Consider the following 18,163-nt stretch of genomic DNA (forward strand, 5'->3'; position numbering starts at 1 on the left):
GTATAATATGTTTTTTTAAAGTAGGGAAAGCGATGGTATATAGTGTAGATTTAAGGGAAAAAGCAGTGTCTTTGGTAGAAAAAGGAAAGTCAAAGGTTGAAGTTGCAGAGGTTTTTGAGATAGGGATAGCAACACTATATAGATGGCTAAAAAAGAAAGCTACTGGCCAAGGTCTCAAAGCGGTAAAAAGTACTGGTTTTATTCGAAAAATAGATCCAGAAATACTCAAAGAATATGTCAAAAAACACCCAGATCACACACTAGCAGAAATGAAACAAAACCTTGGCTTTGGGATAAGTGCAATTTGGTATAGATTAAGACAGCTAAAAATAACCTTTAAAAAAAGTCACATTCTATCAAGAGCGCAATCAAGAAGATAGGCAGCAATTTATCGATAAAGTCTCAAAAATAGACCACTGTAGCATTTTATATATAGATGAAGCAGGAGTTGATAATAGACTATACCGAGAATATGCACGAGCTCCAAGAGGAGAAAAAATACATGCTGATGTTCCAGGAAAAAAGCGGGAAAGAGTGAGTATAATAGGTGGATGAGAAGTTTATTGCACCAATGACCTTCACAGGGGGGTGTAATAAAGATATATTTAATGTATGGTTAGAGCGAAGATTACTTCCACAATTACAGCGTGATACAACCATAGTTATGGATAATGCTACATTCCATAAAACTCCCAAAACAAAGTCATTAATAGAGTCTTTTGGCTGTCATTTGCTTTATCTTCCAACATATTCACCTGATCTAAATCCGATAGAGCATTGTTGGCACACCATCAAAAGTTGCCTCAGACCTCTAATGCATCAATGTACAGACTTACACCTTTTAGTTGGTAATACCATTTTAGACGTTTATCATTCGTTTTAGAAAATACTATAGTTGAAATAGCACAGTTACTCACCCCATAAATTTGGTGCTCTCTTTCAATCAAAGGTGTCTTGCTGCTTGAAATGTTTTCTTTGTAAAAATTTGGCTTATCTTTATATCATCTCATTCAAACAGCATTAACATAACTTATGCCTTTTTTAGATGTAGAAATTTTCTAGGAATTGTCTTTTTGAATTCTATGGTATTTTGTTTAACATTGAAACAAGAGGCCAGTGTCACGCACTGGCATGACACCCATTTGTTCCTATAGTTGTCTTTTCTCGTCTACCTTATTTTGCCACTCTGCTGAACAGATACATAAAGAAAGTGGAAAATTGGACATTCTCAACTCGGCTCCTGCAGATTAAAAATTAAGTTGAATAAAAATTGGATTTGACGCAGTTTTTTCCCATAGTTTAAGAAATTAAAAGTTTAACGATTAGAATTATAATTACAAACCACAATAAAAAATAGACTTTTCCATTTGATTTATTTTTAATTTGGATGTTTTCTAATTTTTTATCAGCTATTAGGTTTAATTTTTCTATAAGGCTAAATATCCCTTGGATTGTTTTTACAGGATAAGAACTTCTAATTTTTTCCCTATACCCTATTTTACTTTCATGTTGACTGCTTATCCACGCTTCAACTACTTTCCACATATTGATTTCTGGGTAGATCTTTCTACATGTCCCTTCCAGTAAAATCATAGTTTTCTGCAGCAATAACAATTGTGTTTGAACTTTCATATCAAAATCACCAGTTATTTTTAATAGCTGAGCAAGTAAACTAGCAAATGAAATCTTCTGTATAGGCTGCCCAATAATGGGTTCACCTATTGCCCTGCAAGCTGTGACAAAATTTCTATGCTGTGATGAAACGTAACCAGCTTTAAAGTGCATTTTTGCAACGTGATCATAATCCCGATTTAAAAAGCCTTTGAGTATCTCTATAACGTAATAGCATGTCTCACGATCTATTCTACCCATGATTCCACAATCCAGAGCAATAATATTGTTATTACTATCAACCATTAGATTTCCAGGATGCATATCAGCATGAAAAAAACAATCCCTGTATACCTGATTACAAAACGATTCTATAAGATTGATAGCTATTTGCTTATGATTATTCAGTTTTTCAACTTCGTATATTGGCGTTGCTTCTATCCATTCTAATGTTAAAACCTTTTTTGCAGTTCTATTCCAATCTATTTCAGGTACATAAAAACCTCTGTCATTTTTTGTGTTTTTCTTTAGTTCCGAAGAGTGAGCAGCTTCAAAACGTAGATCTAACTCTAATCGGCAAATTTCAGCAAAAGTTTTAACTAATTCAATTGGCCTCAGCCTTTTTGATTGTTCGCTAAATTTTTCTGCAATTTCTGCAAGCCAAGAAAGCATTTTTATATCTCTTGAGAATGTTTTCTCAATATTTGGCCTTAAAACCTTCACAGCAACTTCCTTACCCTCAGTTGTAACCGCTCTATGCACCTGAGAAATCGATGCTGCTGCAATTGGCTTTTCAGAAAAGCTTGAAAAAATGTCGCTCAATTTACAATTAAACTCACTTTCTATAGTTTTAACTGCTATTTTATGTGAAAATGATGGCAATCTATCACATATCAATAACAAGTTATTTGTTATATCTTCATTTAAAACATCAGTACGTGATGAGATAGACTGCCCAAACTTAATGAACACCGGACCTAATTTTTCAAGAGCACACTTTAGCTTGTGGCCTTGTATTTTATTTATTGATTTTTTTGATGGTGGAAGTAAATAAGGTAATATATTGTAACGCGTCAGCACCGTAGTTATGTGCAGAAGACGCAAAATATTTTGAATCATTTCGCTGCGTAACTGCTAAATATTTCATTTAGGGTTCTATTTTTCATAATCTCATCAGGCTTGCCTTGGCAATAGATAGTATTATTTATACAAATTATGTAATCTGAGGATGGTAGAGCAGAGTTAAGATCATGAGAAGTCATAAGAATCGATACCAATCGTTTTTTTGCTATTTTATTTATAATATCATAAAATTTAGCCCGCGCGTTAATATCCATTGCACTAACTGGTTCATCTAGAATGATCAAGTCAGGCTCTGCAATTAAACAACGTGCAAGTAGCAATAATTGTGTTTGCCCTGCAGAAATTTCTAACACTTGATTCTTCAAAATGTTACCGATACCAACCAACTCTATCGTTTCTGTAATAATGGATTGATTTTTCTTTAGTCTTTTCAAGGAGCTGTTTAAAAGGAAATATTCAACTGTTATTGGCATCAAATTACTAATACTAAAATTTTGCGGCATATAGCCAATTTTTATGTTGTCAGCAAATACGATATTACCGGTACAGCTTTTATTTATGCCAGCAATTGCTTTCACTAAAGAGGTTTTACCTCCACCATTTGGACCAAGTATTGTAATTATGTCTCCTCTTTCCATGAACATATTGATATTGTCAAGGATTCTTTTACCATCATATGTGAGAGCAAGATTTTCTATTTTTAGAACACGATTATTGACATTATTCAATTTATTGACAAAATTTAACTTCTTCTCAACGTTTATATGAGACATTTACTGACTTTTTTTCTATTACTTTCATTTACACTATACTATAATATCGCCTTTTCATCCAATTTAAAAGTTGTAGCTACAATCAAACCTATCCACTCACTTGTAGCTTCTATTACAGAAGGGATTTTAGAACCGGAATTGCTTGGCTATGCAACATCTGCGCATAATTATATATTAAAGCCATCTGATGCGAGTAATTTAGAATCAAGTGACGTTATATTTTATGTTGACGATAACTTAGAGACGTTTGTTCAAACTTTCGCCAAAAATAATAAAGAACTAGTGCAATTGTCAAAGGCAATCAACCTACTTCCTACTCGGCCACATTCATTTTCTAGAAAAATTACTCACATTAAAGATGAAAAAGATTTACACATTTGGCTGAGTCCCGAAAATGCAAAGAGCATGATACTTTCTGTAAGTGCAACATTGTCTAACATAGATAAAGAAAATTCCCATCGATACAACTCTAATGCAACAAAAGCTATAAAAAAAATAGACCAAGAAGTAAAAGAAATCATGAAAGAACTGAATGATTTTAAAAATCAAAAATATATCGTCACTCACGATGCTTATCAATATTTTGAAAAATATTTTGGTTTAAATCACCCAAGCGCCATTCTTTCCATAGAAGAGGGTTCTTACATAGGTATGAGGAGTTTAATGAAGCTAAAAAAGATAATGAAGGAAGAAAACGTTAAATGTATATTTGCTCATTCACAGGAAGACAGCATAAAGCCTAATGCTCTTTCTAATGACGCAAAAATGGTAGTTCTTGATCCTATTGGATCAGACATAGAGCCTGGAAAAGATGCATATCTAGCTATAATCAATAACATTGCACAAAATTTTAAGTCTTGTTTTGTTGAGTAATAAGTTCCCTTTTAGCTTACTGTTTTATTGTTCTGCATTTATTTGTCCTTTACATATTATGCAGGTTTAGAATTATGCTTTATTCTTACGTTTATGTCTTGGCCCAATGCAATCAATAAGTTAAGCAAGTATTCTAAGGAGAACCCTTTGATTTTTGACCTATTGATTTGAGATACTTTAGGCTGATCAATCTTTAGAGCGTTTGCTGCTTTTTTCTGTGTTGTGTATCTCTTACCTATTAATTGTGCAATGACCTTTATTAATTTCAGTTTTGTATCCTTTACATTGTCCAACTCTACTATTACAGGATAACTTAATTGTAAATTTTGCATAATAATAAACTTTCCTATAAAAAAACTACTTTAATTTTTCTTCTTTAAATAGCACATGCCTTCTGACTACTGGGTCATACTTTCTAAACTCCAGTTTTCTGGTGAGCTTTTTTGGATTACGCTTTTTTACATAAAAATAGCCTGTTGATTTTTCTTCACCAGCTCTTGTTGTCTTGATTGCAGTGCTGACTAACTTAACAAGCAAAGAAGCATTTTTTTTCGCCATACCTATAATGATATAATAAATTCTATGCGAGTTTATTACGCAAAATACTAAAAGTCAATCGAATAATGCAGATTGCAAAATCCTTGACAATCAACAGTGCATTAAGTAGCATAAAGTTAACTTCAGAATAAAAAGCAAACGGTAAATAAGTGGTAAATAGTGGTAAAAGGGTATTATTGATAGAAAATTCTATCTGTTCTAATGAGGTAAGAGTTGCCTTGTCAATTAATAACAAGGTTGTAGAATTTGAACAAGAATTCAAGGAAAAAAAACAATTAAGAGGTAATATATACGTTGCTTATATAAAGCGTATAGAGCCTTCTTTGCAAGCCGTATTTATTGAATATGGAAAAAATAAGCAAGGTTTTTTGTCTTTTTCCGAGATATCTCTAGATTACTTCAACATTCCAGAAAAAGAAAAGGAAACTATCTTTGAGGGCTACTCAAATGACGATTGTATAGAAGAAGCCTCAGCAAATGTTTCTTCAGATTCTGCAGCTAGTAAGAATGTCAACGAATCAGGTAGTGGTTTTGTAAGAGAGGTACCTTTATATAAAAAATACAAATTACAAGATGTTATTTCAGTAAATCAAAAAATATTGGTTCAGCTAACTAAAGAGGAACGAGGCAATAAAGGAGCTTCATTTACAACATACATAACTTTAGTGGGTAGATACTGTGTTTTCATGCCAAATTCCATGAGCAAAGGTGGAGTGTCCCGCAGAATTGAAGATGCTAATGTCAGAAAGCAGTTAAAGGATATACTAAATTTAATAAACTTGCCAAAAAGATCAGGTTTAATAGTAAGAACTGTTGGTTCAGGAAAAAGTAAGAAAGAAATTGAGCAAGATTACAATTACTTATCCTCATTATGGCAGAGCATTCAAAAAAATGCCTTCTCTGTAAATGCTCCATCATTAATTTACAACGAAGCAGATGTAATTATGAGATCTGTTCGTGATTTTTGTAGCGATGGTATAGAAGTTATAGTGTCTGGAAAGGAATCTTTTGAAGCAGTTAAGCAATATGCTAACAATGCACTAAAAGGTAGTAAGTTGCGCTATAGATTGTATAGAGGTTATGCTCCGATCTTTACTTACTACGGAATCGAAGATCAAATTTCTGAGTTATATAGCAATAGAGTAGAATTGCCATCTGGTGGGTCTTTGATAATAACTTTAACTGAGGCGTTTGTTTCAATAGACGTAAATTCAGGAAAGATGACAGGAGAAGATAGCATAGAAGAAACAGCTTATAGAACCAACATGGAAGCAGTACCTGAAATATCAAGACAGGTGAATCTTAGGGGCCTATCAGGATTAATAGTAGTCGATTTTATTGATATGTTGAAATATCAGTATTGCAGAGCTGTTGAGTCTGCTATAAAGCAAGCGTTTAAAGACGATAAAGCTAAAGTTCAATTTAGCTACATAAATGACTTTGGTTTAATGGTATTTTCAAGACAAAGAATTAAACCAAACATACAAGAAATTAATACTACAGAATGTTTACACTGCAAAGGTACTGGAAGAATAAAATCAAACGAAGTAATTGTTTCATCAATACTAAGGGACTTACAACATATTGCTAACAAGAATCGAAATAAGTCTTTTGATTTAGTAGCACACAGTGCAGTTATAGCGCACATTTTTAATAACAAACGCAATACAGTTTCTACAATCGAAAAAGAGTTTAATATTACATTGAACGTTAGTATTGATAACAGTTTAGATGTAAATACATTTGTTTTAAAACAAGGAGATGATGTTAATTTAAACGGTTATAAGCCATTACAGAACTCTGGATACCAAATTGGGGATAGCAGCAATGAAGAAGCTGATAATTCAAATAAACTACGAGGCAATTTTTGGCTGACTAAGTGGCTTTCGCGCCTTTTAAGTTCTAATAACTAATTAGAAACCTAAATTGGGCTTGTAATTAATGAGCCCTATACTTATATATTCTTATATCAGATAATATTTACAATGGGGTACTCATTATGGGAAGAGCAATAGGCATAGATCTCGGAACAACAAATTCTTGTGTTGCAATAATGCAGGGCAAAGATACAAAGGTAATAGAGAATAAAGAAGGAGCAAGAACTACTCCATCTATAGTTGCATTTACTTCTTCAGGAGAAAGGTTGATTGGTGCTCCAGCAAAAAGGCAAGCAACCACCAATGCAAGTAATACCTTTTTTGCTACTAAGAGATTAATAGGCCGTCAATATAGTGATCCTGAGATGAAAAATCTAAGTGTACCATACAAAGTATTTGCAGCAAAAAGTGGTGATGCATGGGTTAAAACAACTGATAATAAAGAATATTCTCCTAGTCAAATTGGTGCATTTATACTACAAAACATGAAAGAGGCAGCAGAAGCTTATCTTGGAGAGGAAGTAAAAGATGCTGTGATAACAGTGCCAGCATACTTCAACGACTCTCAACGTCAAGCAACAAAAGATGCAGGAAAAATTGCCGGATTAAATGTACTCAGAATAGTAAATGAACCGACTGCTGCAGCACTTGCTTATGGTCTTGATAAGAAACATGGGCACACAATAGTAGTATATGACCTTGGTGGTGGTACATTTGACGTTTCAATACTTGAAATAGGTGATGGAGTTTTCGAAGTGAAAGCAACAAACGGTGATACCCATCTTGGAGGTGAAGACTTTGATAATGGAGTAGTGAGTTATTTACTAGATGAATTCAAGAAAAGTAATGGCATTGATTTGAAAAATGATCCAATGGCTATGCAAAGAATCAAAGAAGCTGCTGAAAAAGCGAAAATTGAATTATCAAGTGCAATGGAAACGGAAATAAATCTACCGTTTATTACAGCTGATGCAAGTGGTCCAAAACACTTAAATATGAAATTAACGAGAGCAAAACTTGAAAGCTTAGTGAATGATTTAATCGAAAGAACTATGGCTCCTTGTAAAAAAGCTCTTGAGGATGCTGGTTTATCTGCTAGTCAAATTGGCGAAGTGGTTCTTGTTGGTGGCATGACTCGTATGCCAAAAGTCATAGAGAAAGTTAAAGAATTCTTTGGCAAAGATCCACATAGAGGAGTTAACCCTGATGAAGTTGTAGCAATTGGAGCTGCAATACAGGCGGGGATCATTCAAGGTGATGTAAGAGATGTGTTACTACTTGATGTGACCCCACTTTCTCTTGGTATTGAAACTCTAGGAGGAGTATTCACTCCACTTATTGAGCGTAATACTACAATTCCTACTAAAAAATCTCAGGTGTTTTCAACTGCAGAAGATAACCAAACAGCTGTTACAATTAGGGTGCATCAGGGTGAAAGAAAACTGGCAGTTGATAATAAGCTACTCGGTCAGTTTAGTTTGGAAGGGATACCTCCTGCTCCGCGCGGAAGGCCACAAATTGAAGTGACATTTGATATAGATGCAAATGGAATAGCACACGTTTCTGCAAAAGATAAAGCTACTGGAAAAGAGCAAAAAATACGCATTCAATCTTCAGGTGGTTTATCTGATGATGAAATAAATCGCATGGTAAAAGAAGCTGAAGAAAAAGCGCAAGAAGATGAAAAGCGCAAAAAGTTTATTGAAGTGAAGAATCAAGCGGATAGCTTAGTCCATTCTACAGAAAAGTCTCTGACAGAGTATGGTGATAAAGTTTCACCAGAAGATAGATCTGCTATTGAAAATGCAGTTAACGAATTAAAAGAAGTTAGTAAATCTGATAACATTGATGACGCTGATTCAATACAGCAGAAAGTCACTAATCTTTCTCAATTATCTATGAAACTTGGAGAAGCTATGTATCAAGCATCTCAACAAAATAGTGCTGAAAATGGCTTTTCATCAGAAGGAAATCCAAATGATAAAGAGGAAAAAGTAGTAGATTCTGATTATCAAGACATAGATAATAAAGAAGAGAATAAGTAATTGCGATTGTCATCCAAGTAGCTGATACTGGGATGACAAGAAGAGCATATTGTTGCTTAAAGAAACCATTATGGATATTATTAAAACAATAGAAGAAAAGATACGCGATTCGATAGATGTAATTGATATCGACATTATCGATGAATCAGCAAAGCATGCTGATCATTATTTTGCTTCATCTTCAACATTACCTTCGCACATTAAATTAATATTAATATCTGACGGCTTTATTGGAATGAGCGTTCTAAAAAGACACAAGTTGATTTATGAGTTATTGAAGGGTGAGATAGAGCTAATACATGCAATTTCTCTTCACTTGTATACGCAAGATGAGTACAATTTAAAAAATAAATAATAAAAATGTGAAGGAAGAGTCTATATTAGTTAAAGCAGGAAGAAAATTTAGTGACTATAAAGGTTCCATGAACCCGCCAGTTTATCATTCTTCTACCATATTATTCCCTACTTACAAGGACTACTTAAATGCAGCAAATGGAGAAAGTATATACGATGTAATCAACGATGGTGTTGCAAGGGATTATAGCTACAGTAATGTTGGTACTCCTACTGTTCATTATCTTTCAAATGCACTGGCTGAAATTGAAGGGAGTGGACAAGCGCTTATTTATCCTTCCGGACTATTTGCACTTACTTTTGCTATTCTAACTTTCGCTAAAGCAGGCTCGCACGTTTTAATTCAAGATAATAGTTATTATAGGCTTAGGAGGTTTGCAGAAAATGAGCTACCAAAAAGAGGAACAGAAGTAACTTTTTATGATCCAACACAGGATATAACTGATTTAATTCAGAGTAATACTTCATTGATAATGATCGAGACTCCTGGTTCTGTAACGTTTGAGATTTCGAATATAGAGCATATAGTAAAAGTTGCTAAAGAACGTGGAATTGTAACCGTTTGTGACAATTCATGGGCCACTCCTTTGTTATTTAAGCCGCTTGATTATGGAGTTGATGTTGCACTATATGCGGTGACAAAGTATCTAGCCGGTCACTCAGATTTAGTGATGGGAGCTATGGTTGCTGAAGGTGAAACTTTTAAATTGCTTTATGAGAGCTATAAAAATTATGGAGTAACCATTCAATCGCACGACTGCTACCTTGCACATAGGGGACTAAGAACACTGCATGCACGTATGGCAAGGCACCAAAATACAGCAATGGAAGTGGCAAAGTGGCTAGAAAAACATTCAAAAATCAAAAAAGTTTTGTATCCAGCACTTCCCTCCCATCCTCAACACGAATTATGGAAAAGTTACTTCAAAGGAGCAAGTAGCGTATTTAGTATAATACTGGATAGAGAATATTCATGTGAAGAACTAAGCTGCATGGTTGATCATATGAAAATTTTTAGTATTGGTGCTTCTTGGGGAGGGTGTGACAGTTTGATATTACCAATAGATCGTAGATCTATGTCAAGATCTGTAATGAATTCAGATTATGGTGGAAGTTTCATGCGGATATTTTGTGGACTAGAAGATTCTGAGGATTTGATCTCTGATTTAAATGCTGCACTAGCAAGACTGCCATGTTTGAATATCAAAGCTGGCAGATGAAACTGAGAGAATTACTGCATAACATTATTGATGTTAACTTTGATATTGAAATCAAGGGCGTTACATGTAATCCCAAGAGAGTCAAGGAAGGTTATCTTTTTGTTTGTGTGTCAGAAAGGAGTAAAGAATACGCAACATGCGATACTGGAATCCATATCCTTCCTACTGAATCACAGTGTTACGTACACAACTGTGTAGACGTTGTGATACAAGGGGCCAAGAAAGATGTCATCCCAGTGCTTGACTACTTGGATCCAGAAAATTTAATTGTAAATGAACACACTAAGCAATTGTATAATAAAAACTGGATTCCAGTGTCAGCTACTTGCATGACAAATACTCCGGGTTTTGCAGTGCTTGAACACCTAAACCCTCAAGAAATATACAGCGAAATAGTCAGCAGGTTTTATCAATTCAAACAGCCCAAATATGTTGCTGCTGTAACTGGTACAAATGGTAAAACTTCAGTAGTAGAATTTTGCCGCCAGATCTGGCAAAACTCTGGCTATAATGCTGCGTCTATTGGAACACTTGGAACATGCATCAATAATGGCAGAAAAGGTAATAGCAACAGCCTTACCACTCCAGGTGCAGAAGACCTTTACGCAACATTGCGTGGTATAAGTGTAGAACACTTAGTGTTGGAATCATCAAGTCATGGGATTGATCAATACAGAATCCATGGATTAAAGTTGAGTGCTGCAGCTTTTACTAATTTCTCGCAAGATCATTTAGATTACCATAAAAGTCTTGGTGGATATTTAGAAACTAAAAAAAGGTTATTTTACGAGGTATTACCAGAAGGAAAAACAGCGATTTTAAATGCGGATATAGATGAATATGGCGCATTGCTTAAAATAGCTGAAAAACGCAGTAATAAAGTTGTGACTTATGGAAAAAAAGGCTCTGATATTACTTTATTAGAGCAAACATCAACCCATAATGGTCAACATCTTACAGTAAAAATTGATAACCAAATTTACAATACATTTTTCCCAGTTTTAGGAAAATTTCAAGCATATAATCTGCTATGTGCAATTGGTATATCTGGATTAAATTACAGAGAAATATGCGTAGAAAAACTCGTTTCTCCACCAGGAAGAATGGAAAAAGTGAAACCTTTTGCATTCGTGGATTACGCTCATACTCCAAGTGCGCTTAAACAAGCCCTATTGTCTTTAAAATGGCATATCAACAAAAAAATAATTCTAGTTTTTGGATGCGGTGGAAATCGCGATCAGACGAAACGTTCAGAAATGGGCAAAATAGCACAAATGTATGCAGATAAAGTAATAATTACAGATGATAATTCGCGTGATGAAGATCCGGCAAAAATTCGCCACGATATTTTGCTACATTGCCCTGATGCACTGGAGATAGGAGGTAGGAGAAAAGCTATAGAGAAAGGCGTAGATATTGCCTATAACGAGGGTATGATTCTGCTAGTTGCAGGAAAGGGAAATGAGAAATTTCAAATTATAGGCAACCAAACTTTTGAATTTAGCGATGTTGAGGTTATTAAAAATAAAGTTGCATCTTGACCTATATATTCTGGCCAACTTTCTGCACAAAACTCTCTGTTTCTTCCATTTTAGTGTTAGGTTTTGACATTACGTACGCAATGCAAACAGATACTAATGCAATGGATACAGATATACCAATAGTTACTAGTATAGGTAATTCAACAATGTATCCAATACCCGCCACTATCAATGCAGTTGCAATACCACCTACAGCAATCATTTTTGCTTGCCTTTTTTTCTTACATTCCATTTCTCTCTTATGTTTTTCTTCTTCTGCTTTCTTTAAAGCAGCAGCCTCTTCCTGATGTTTTTTTTCCTCTGCCTCCTTTGCAGCATTTTCCTTAGGCTTCTCTTCTTCTGCTTTCTCCAAGACAGCAATCACCTCTTTGTCTGTAGCAAACATACTGGGAATGGAATTATTATTATCTAGTGCTAAAGGACTAGCTCCTTTATTTAACAGGCACCTCACTGCATTTATATGATTATTAGTAGCAACAAAATGCAGCGGTGTTGAGCCAAGTTTAGAACATGAGTGAATATATGCTCCTTGCTCCAGTAGTAATTCTATTATTTCCGTATTACCGCTGTTAGCGGCACAATGCAGAGCAGTGTGTCTACCACCATCGCGTGTACTAACCTCTGCACCTTTCTCCAGTAGACGTCTTACTGTTTTTACTAAGCCTTTATGAGCAGCAATATTTAACGCAGTAGTATAATGCCTAGAAGCATGGGTAATCTCTTGCCGTATTTCAAATAAATGATCTATGTGAAAATTAAGTCTTTTCCACTGATTGTATGTATCTTGGTTACATACGAGCAGCCTTTGCTTAATTTCTTCAATTATGTCACTTTCTTTTGATTCTTGCTCTATTTCTTGGAATATGGCATCAATTTCTTGCTCTTTTATACTCATAAGCTCTCCAACAACTATTTGCTATAAGTTATTTTATAGATAAAACAAAAACAAGTCAAGATTTTTACGTAATAGTTTCACAATCATTTACCGTTCTTGCAAGTGATAGCACTCTCACTTCTTTTGCACCGGAGTTTAAAATTTCCTGAGAGCAAGATCTTACAGTTGCTCCGGTTGTTACCACATCATCAACTAATATCACGATTTTATTTTTGATAATTTTCTTGTTGCTTGTTTTAAAAGCCTTCTTTAAGTTTTTTTCACGCTGTTTAAGTGAAAGACCAGCTTGAGGCACAGTATGGCGAAGGCGTTTTATTGCAAATGGCGTATAGGATAAATTGGACAACTTACTCAACTCTTTTGCAAGCAACGCTGCTTGATTATATTTACGTTTAAACAAGCGCATTTTATGTAACGGTATAGGAATTATGACCTCTGCGTTCTGAAATGTATCCTGATTAGCTTGGTGTATCCACTTTGCATAGATTTTTACGTAATTCAAATTATCAAAAAATTTGAAATTTATAATCATGTTTCTACTATGTTGATCATAAGCAAAAACTGATCTTAATACTTTAAACGGTGGAGGATTGATGATGCACTTACCACACGTATAAATATTGTCTGAGATTACTACGCCACAAACATTGCAGTAATGCTTAGTTAGAAAATTGATTTTTTTGTTGCATTCACTACACAGATTAAGATTTTCATCAATGATACATTCGCAACTTACGCATACGCTTGGAAATATGAGATTTGTAGCTTTTTTTAGTAAGAGAAGGTTCACAACTCATTAAATATATTATAAAATAATTTATATAGTATAGCTAAAGTAACTTAAGCTTACACTCTTTCACTTTTTATTTCATTTCAATATAGTTCAAACTGAGCCACTGCTGAGTGCTGTAGCTAGTGCAAGTCAGGTTTTCCTACGTCATACCGCCGCGGTATCTCTAGATCCCGCTAACAAGCAGCGGGATGACGAATTTGTCGTTTATCAAATCGTCGGTAAACCTAAGTCACTTTAGTTATAGTATCAAACATAAAGGTTGCAATATTATGTTGGCTGCTAAAATAGCACCAAGTGCACACAATGAATACACTTTCTCTGCCCTGTTACCCACGTTTATCATTATCTTGATAATACTTGTTATAATTGTCTTTACTCTCAACTCCACAAATTACATCTTTCACAGGTCCTAGCACATTATCAACGTAACGTACAGATTTATAGAAACTATTTTCTGGAACTAGTGTGTTATCTTCTGCTTTCTTAGCAGGTACAACTCCATATTCAACGTACCTTCTAAAGTATCGATATACTGACATTCTTATCTCCAAATCATAAATATGCAACCTAGCCTAATATAATTAAGAAATAGTTTATAATAAATACGTTTTAAGATACCTGCCTGTAACACTTTCTGGAATTTTTGCCACTTCTCCTGGAGTTCCAGTAGCAATCACTTCTCCGCCTTTTATTCCGCCCTCTGGTCCGATGTCTATTATATAATCTGCAGTTTTTATAACGTGCAAATTGTGCTCGATAACTATAACAGTGTTTCCCAGATCGACTAATCTATGGAGTATTTTTAGTAAGTTATTTATATCTTCAAAGTGTAATCCAGTTGTTGGCTCATCAAGAATATACAATGTTCTTCCGGTAAATCGTTTTGATAGCTCTTTGGACAGCTTTATTCGTTGTGCTTCACCCCCAGACAACGTTGTTGACGACTGTCCGAGTTTTATATAGCCAAGCCCCACTTCCTGCAAAGAAACCAACTTTTCTTTTACCATTGGAAGGTTTTCAAAAAAATCACAAGCTTGATCTATCGTCATATCAAGCACATCAGAGATTGATTTTTCTTTATAAGTAACTTCCAATGTTTCCCGATTATACCTTCGTCCTTTACACTGCTCACACTTCACGTAAACGTCCGGTAGAAAATGCATCTCTATCTTTAAGTGCCCATCACCTTTACAAGCCTCACACCTTCCCCCTCTGGTATTAAATGAAAACCGGCCTATATTATACCCCCTTGCTTTTGACTCCGAAAGACCTGCAAACCAATTTCTTATATGAGTAAACATACCGACATATGTTGCTGGATTTGACGCAGGAGTTCTACCAATTGGCGACTGATCAACTTCTATAACTTTATCTATATATTCAAGGCCTTCTATCTTATCGCATTGGCCATACCGTGCAGACGAATGATGTATCTTATGTGCTGAATATTTATATAACGTTTCTATGACTAAACTTGATTTTCCCCCTCCTGATATTCCAGTAACACAAATAAGATTCCCTATAGGAAATTTAACGTTCACATTTTTTAAGTTATTTTCACATGCATTTATTACTTTTATGAACTGAGTTGCTTGCTTTCTTCTTCTTGGAATTAAAATTTTTTTCTCTCCACTCAAATATTGCCCTGTTATGCTCCCTGAATTTCTTTGCACCTGGTCTGGTGTTCCTTCTGCAACAACTTTTCCACCATTTACGCCAGCTCCAGGACCAATATCAATCGCATAATCAGCAGCCATTATTGTATCTTCATCATGCTCAACAACGATTACAGTGTTACCCATGTCTCTCAAGTTTTTCAGTGTAGCAATTAACCGATCATTATCGCATTGATGAAGGCCTATCGAGGGTTCATCAAGCACGTACAGCACTCCTGTTAAACCAGAGCCAATTTGTGAAGCAAGCCTGATCCTCTGACTCTCGCCACCAGAGAGAGTGCTAGATTCTCGATCAAGCGTTAGGTAATTCAACCCTACATTCTTTAAAAATGCTAGCCTCTTGATTATTTCATTTAATATTTTACTTGAGATTTGCTTCTGTTGTTCTGTGAGCTTGTCTGGCAAATTTTCAAACCATTTAAGGGATTCATCGATGCTGAGCCTTGATATTTCACCTATATGTTTGCTATCAATTTTCACTGTAAGCGCTTCTTTTTTCAATCTATAGCCAGTACATTCTCTGCAGTGAGTGACAGAGCAATATCGCTCAACAAGTGTTTCATCATAATCCATCTGGTTCTCCAAGATACTGATCAAACCTTGAAATTTATTAGAGCCAAAGAGTATCATATCTTTTACTTCTTGATCTATGTTCTTCCACGGAATATCAAGGTTAAATTTGTAGTTTTCAGCCAGTGATAGAATTGCACTTTTTAGAAATCCATAACCTGTGTGCACTTGACGGAACATTGATCCCACTGGCTTTAAAGCACCCTCAGATATTGAAAGAGTTTCATCCGGTACTATTAGCTTTATATCAACACTTAGTTTTTTACCAAGCCCATTACACGAACCACATGCACCGTAAGGGCTGTTAAAAGAAAATAATCTTGGTTCTATTTCCTCAAGAGTGAAACCAGACTCGGGGCATGCAAAATTCTCTGAAAAAGTTAGAATTTGACCATTTTTATACTCGGAATTATGGTTGTCAGGTAGGTTTACTATTTCTACATACATTAGACCATTACCAAGTTTTAGTGCGGATTCTATACTACTTGGCAGTCGATTTCCTATATCGCCCAATATTGATATTCTATCTGCAACCACAAAAACGTCGTGTTTCTTGTTCTTATCGAGTTTAGGCAAGTCATCTACATTGTACACTTCACCATCTATTTTGAACCTTACGTAACCTTGTCTTTTAATTTCCAATATCTCTTTAAGATGTTCTCCCTTTCTACCACGCACAACAGGGGCAAGTATATATATCTTAGTTTCTAAAGGTAACGCAATTATAGTGTCTACAATTTGAGACACCGTTTGTTTTGTTATTGGTAATCCAGTTGCAGGTGAATAAGGAACTCCTATTCGTGCATATACTAAGCGCAAGTAATCGTAAATTTCGGTAACAGTTCCAACTGTTGACCTTGGATTTTTTGAGATCGATTTCTGGTTGATAGATATTGCAGGAGAGAGACCTGTAATCGACTCAACATCTGGTTTATCCTGAATGTTGAGAAATTGACGCGCGTAAGCTGACAGGCTTTCAACGTACCGGCGTTGGCCTTCTGCATAAATCGTATCAAATGCAAGGCTAGACTTGCCAGAACCACTTAGCCCAGTTATAACAACTAGCTTATTTTTCGGTATATTGACGTCTACACCTTGCAGATTATGTTCCCTTGCGCCCTTAACTCTGATAAAATCGTCCATATTATACCATATAGCGTATTAACCATTATAGCCTCAAAATACGTGAATTTATAGTGATATATTGATTTTCTATTGATTTTTTCAACTGTTACGGAAAATTAGGCAGCGTTTGATAAATCGTCATTCCGCTACTTGTTAGCGGCTGAGATACCGCGACGGTATGACGGTTAAGTAGGCCAGTGCCCTGATGATGTCATCCCAGTGTCAAGCACATAGCTGTACGAACGTTGTAGTTTAGGAGCAATTCCCACCAGTGGGCCAGTGCCCAGACACTGGTTCTATGCAACTTAATTAAAAACGTTTGTTTTAGCGTAAGACAACTACCTTTAGCTCATCAGCTCAGTTATAAGCAAAATTTCTGGATTCCAGACTGGAATGACACCATTTGCTGTGCAATTTACCTTCAAAAATGAATGTTCGTACAGCTATGTGTCAAGCACTGGGATGACACCATTCTTTTTTCTGGATTCCAGACTGGAATGACACCCCCCTGATAGGCTCAAATCATAGTGTTTGTACAGTTGTGAGTTTAGGCTACCTATAAATTCTAAACCGTTGTTACGTATTAGGACCACCAAATACACCCCCAGGACCCAAAGTCAGTTTAGCTATATCAGAAAACAGGTTATGTGGAAATCTTAAAATACTTCTTGTTCGCCAAGCAAAATAAATACATTCCTACAAACAAGCAGATGCTCAATACTGACACATAAGAAAACTTAAAAATTAAATCTCTAATGTATATTGATAAGCATTTACCTGCAGAAAATTTGTATAGTAATCCAACACATACAACGGCACTATCAACCACTGATGCTATAATTAAAGTAATGAAATTTGCCATATGAAAATTCAACTTGGACTTCAATTTTTCAAAAATAATTATGCTTGAGAGAAGAGATACTAAAATTGCAGTATATGAAATCAATATCATCAAATTAAAACTTTGCCATTTAAAAACACAACATAGCGCTGTACACACTATTAAGTTGTACGTAGCTTTGCTTCTGCCATAAAATTCAACCATTGAATTTACAACTAAAGCAGCTCCCACAAATAAGGCAGCACATATCATCAATTTATTTGAAGTGTTGAGTAAAGAAAGACTGATAAACAGGAGTATCGATAAAATAGACATAATTACCTACCCA

Annotated in this window: 16 protein-coding genes and 1 pseudogene; 9 read left to right on the forward strand and 8 right to left on the reverse strand. The window is 35.1% G+C overall.

All coding sequences use genetic code 11. The annotated features are described in order from the left end of the window. Positions 1-32 precede the first annotated feature (32 nt). Both LA754_RS04310 and LA754_RS04315 read left to right on the forward strand, forming a co-directional pair. The gene (locus LA754_RS04310) at positions 33-380 is read left to right on the forward strand and encodes an IS630 transposase-related protein (protein ID WP_022626382.1); all 348 of its coding nucleotides are present in this window, start codon (positions 33-35) and stop codon (positions 378-380) included. A gap of 167 nt (positions 381-547) precedes the next feature. Beyond that, positions 548-883 carry a transposase gene (locus LA754_RS04315; protein ID WP_049973597.1) on the forward strand — a complete coding sequence of 112 codons (336 nt, stop codon included), beginning with the start codon at positions 548-550 and terminating at the stop codon, positions 881-883. Positions 884-1,299: 416 nt separating this feature from the next. Here LA754_RS04315 and ubiB read toward each other — a convergent pair whose 3' ends face one another. Continuing rightward, entirely contained in the window at positions 1,300-2,730 is a 1,431-nt protein-coding gene (gene ubiB, locus LA754_RS04320) for a 2-polyprenylphenol 6-hydroxylase (RefSeq protein ID WP_236514429.1), read from the reverse strand. Beyond that, complete coding sequence (locus LA754_RS04325; protein ID WP_006279528.1) at positions 2,727-3,467, reverse strand: metal ABC transporter ATP-binding protein; 741 nt, start codon at positions 3,465-3,467, stop codon at positions 2,727-2,729. Before LA754_RS04325 ends, ubiB begins: the two co-directional genes overlap by 4 nt. Between LA754_RS04325 and LA754_RS04330 the strand changes: the two genes are divergently transcribed. Continuing rightward, a complete protein-coding gene (locus LA754_RS04330; protein WP_457923600.1) occupies positions 3,459-4,340 on the forward strand; it encodes a zinc ABC transporter substrate-binding protein in 882 nt (293 codons plus the stop codon). The two genes, LA754_RS04325 and LA754_RS04330, sit on opposite strands and share 9 nt — an antisense overlap. Positions 4,341-4,396: 56 nt before the next feature. On the opposite strand, the gene LA754_RS04335 is transcribed toward LA754_RS04330, so the two are convergent. Both LA754_RS04335 and rpmG read right to left on the reverse strand, forming a co-directional pair. Further along, complete coding sequence (locus LA754_RS04335; RefSeq protein WP_006279744.1) at positions 4,397-4,672, reverse strand: helix-turn-helix domain-containing protein; 276 nt, start codon at positions 4,670-4,672, stop codon at positions 4,397-4,399. Positions 4,673-4,697: 25 nt separating this feature from the next. Continuing rightward, positions 4,698-4,898 carry a 50S ribosomal protein L33 gene (rpmG, locus tag LA754_RS04340; RefSeq protein ID WP_006279743.1) on the reverse strand — a complete coding sequence of 67 codons (201 nt, stop codon included), beginning with the start codon at positions 4,896-4,898 and terminating at the stop codon, positions 4,698-4,700. A gap of 149 nt (positions 4,899-5,047) precedes the next feature. Between rpmG and LA754_RS04345 the strand changes: the two genes are divergently transcribed. The 5 genes and pseudogenes from LA754_RS04345 (at position 5,048) to murE (ending at position 11,935) form a co-directional block, all read left to right on the forward strand. Next, on the forward strand, positions 5,048-6,811 hold the full coding sequence (locus LA754_RS04345; protein ID WP_457923601.1) for an Rne/Rng family ribonuclease: 1,764 nt from the start codon (positions 5,048-5,050) through the stop codon (positions 6,809-6,811). A gap of 86 nt (positions 6,812-6,897) precedes the next feature. After that, a complete protein-coding gene (dnaK, locus tag LA754_RS04350) occupies positions 6,898-8,820 on the forward strand; it encodes a molecular chaperone DnaK (RefSeq protein WP_006279741.1) in 1,923 nt (640 codons plus the stop codon). A 70-nt stretch (positions 8,821-8,890) separates the two neighbouring features. Then, complete coding sequence (locus LA754_RS04355) at positions 8,891-9,175, forward strand: BolA family protein (RefSeq protein WP_006279740.1); 285 nt, start codon at positions 8,891-8,893, stop codon at positions 9,173-9,175. 7 nt (positions 9,176-9,182) lie between these two features. Then, positions 9,183-10,416: pseudogene (metC, locus tag LA754_RS04360) on the forward strand (cystathionine beta-lyase). Continuing rightward, positions 10,391-11,935, forward strand: a complete 1,545-nt coding sequence (gene murE, locus LA754_RS04365) for a UDP-N-acetylmuramoyl-L-alanyl-D-glutamate--2,6-diaminopimelate ligase (RefSeq protein WP_006279738.1) — start codon at positions 10,391-10,393, stop codon at positions 11,933-11,935. The pseudogene metC and the gene murE overlap by 26 nt, the downstream one beginning before the upstream one ends. 1 nt (position 11,936) lies before the next feature. Here the strand turns inward: murE and LA754_RS04370 are convergent, their stop codons facing one another. From LA754_RS04370 to uvrA, 4 genes are all read right to left on the reverse strand, one after another. Then, positions 11,937-12,830: an ankyrin repeat domain-containing protein gene (locus tag LA754_RS04370; protein ID WP_006279737.1), complete on the reverse strand. Its 894-nt coding sequence runs from the start codon at positions 12,828-12,830 to the stop codon at positions 11,937-11,939. 64 nt (positions 12,831-12,894) lie between these two features. Beyond that, on the reverse strand, positions 12,895-13,620 hold the full coding sequence (locus LA754_RS04375) for a ComF family protein (RefSeq protein ID WP_006279736.1): 726 nt from the start codon (positions 13,618-13,620) through the stop codon (positions 12,895-12,897). Between the two features lie 329 nt (positions 13,621-13,949). Further along, positions 13,950-14,162 carry a hypothetical protein gene (locus tag LA754_RS04380; protein ID WP_006279735.1) on the reverse strand — a complete coding sequence of 71 codons (213 nt, stop codon included), beginning with the start codon at positions 14,160-14,162 and terminating at the stop codon, positions 13,950-13,952. 54 nt (positions 14,163-14,216) lie between these two features. Next, positions 14,217-17,012 (reverse strand): excinuclease ABC subunit UvrA, encoded by a 2,796-nt coding sequence (gene uvrA, locus LA754_RS04385; RefSeq protein WP_006279734.1) that lies wholly within the window; start codon positions 17,010-17,012, stop codon positions 14,217-14,219. A gap of 884 nt (positions 17,013-17,896) precedes the next feature. On the opposite strand from uvrA, the gene LA754_RS04390 reads away from it, so the two are divergent. Then, complete coding sequence (locus tag LA754_RS04390) at positions 17,897-18,028, forward strand: hypothetical protein (RefSeq protein WP_255324041.1); 132 nt, start codon at positions 17,897-17,899, stop codon at positions 18,026-18,028. Positions 18,029-18,163 lie beyond the last annotated feature (135 nt).

It is taken from the genome of Wolbachia endosymbiont of Muscidifurax uniraptor, from assembly GCF_054149795.1.

Bases quoted from the DNA above. Each gene is read 5' to 3' on its own strand.
- LA754_RS04310 (WP_022626382.1), top strand. From the start codon at position 33: ATGGTATATAGTGTAGATTTAAGGGAAAAAGCAGTGTCTTTGGTAGAA.
- ubiB (WP_236514429.1), bottom strand. From the start codon at position 2,730: ATGATTCAAAATATTTTGCGTCTTCTGCACATAACTACGGTGCTGACG.
- LA754_RS04330 (WP_457923600.1), top strand. From the start codon at position 3,459: ATGAGACATTTACTGACTTTTTTTCTATTACTTTCATTTACACTATAC.
- LA754_RS04325 (WP_006279528.1), bottom strand. From the start codon at position 3,467: ATGTCTCATATAAACGTTGAGAAGAAGTTAAATTTTGTCAATAAATTG.
- uvrA (WP_006279734.1), bottom strand. From the start codon at position 17,012: ATGGACGATTTTATCAGAGTTAAGGGCGCAAGGGAACATAATCTGCAA.
- LA754_RS04380 (WP_006279735.1), bottom strand. From the start codon at position 14,162: ATGTCAGTATATCGATACTTTAGAAGGTACGTTGAATATGGAGTTGTA.
- rpmG (WP_006279743.1), bottom strand. From the start codon at position 4,898: ATGGCGAAAAAAAATGCTTCTTTGCTTGTTAAGTTAGTCAGCACTGCA.
- LA754_RS04370 (WP_006279737.1), bottom strand. From the start codon at position 12,830: ATGAGTATAAAAGAGCAAGAAATTGATGCCATATTCCAAGAAATAGAG.
- LA754_RS04355 (WP_006279740.1), top strand. From the start codon at position 8,891: ATGGATATTATTAAAACAATAGAAGAAAAGATACGCGATTCGATAGAT.
- LA754_RS04335 (WP_006279744.1), bottom strand. From the start codon at position 4,672: ATGCAAAATTTACAATTAAGTTATCCTGTAATAGTAGAGTTGGACAAT.
- LA754_RS04390 (WP_255324041.1), top strand. From the start codon at position 17,897: ATGCTTGAGAGAAGAGATACTAAAATTGCAGTATATGAAATCAATATC.
- murE (WP_006279738.1), top strand. From the start codon at position 10,391: ATGAAACTGAGAGAATTACTGCATAACATTATTGATGTTAACTTTGAT.
- dnaK (WP_006279741.1), top strand. From the start codon at position 6,898: ATGGGAAGAGCAATAGGCATAGATCTCGGAACAACAAATTCTTGTGTT.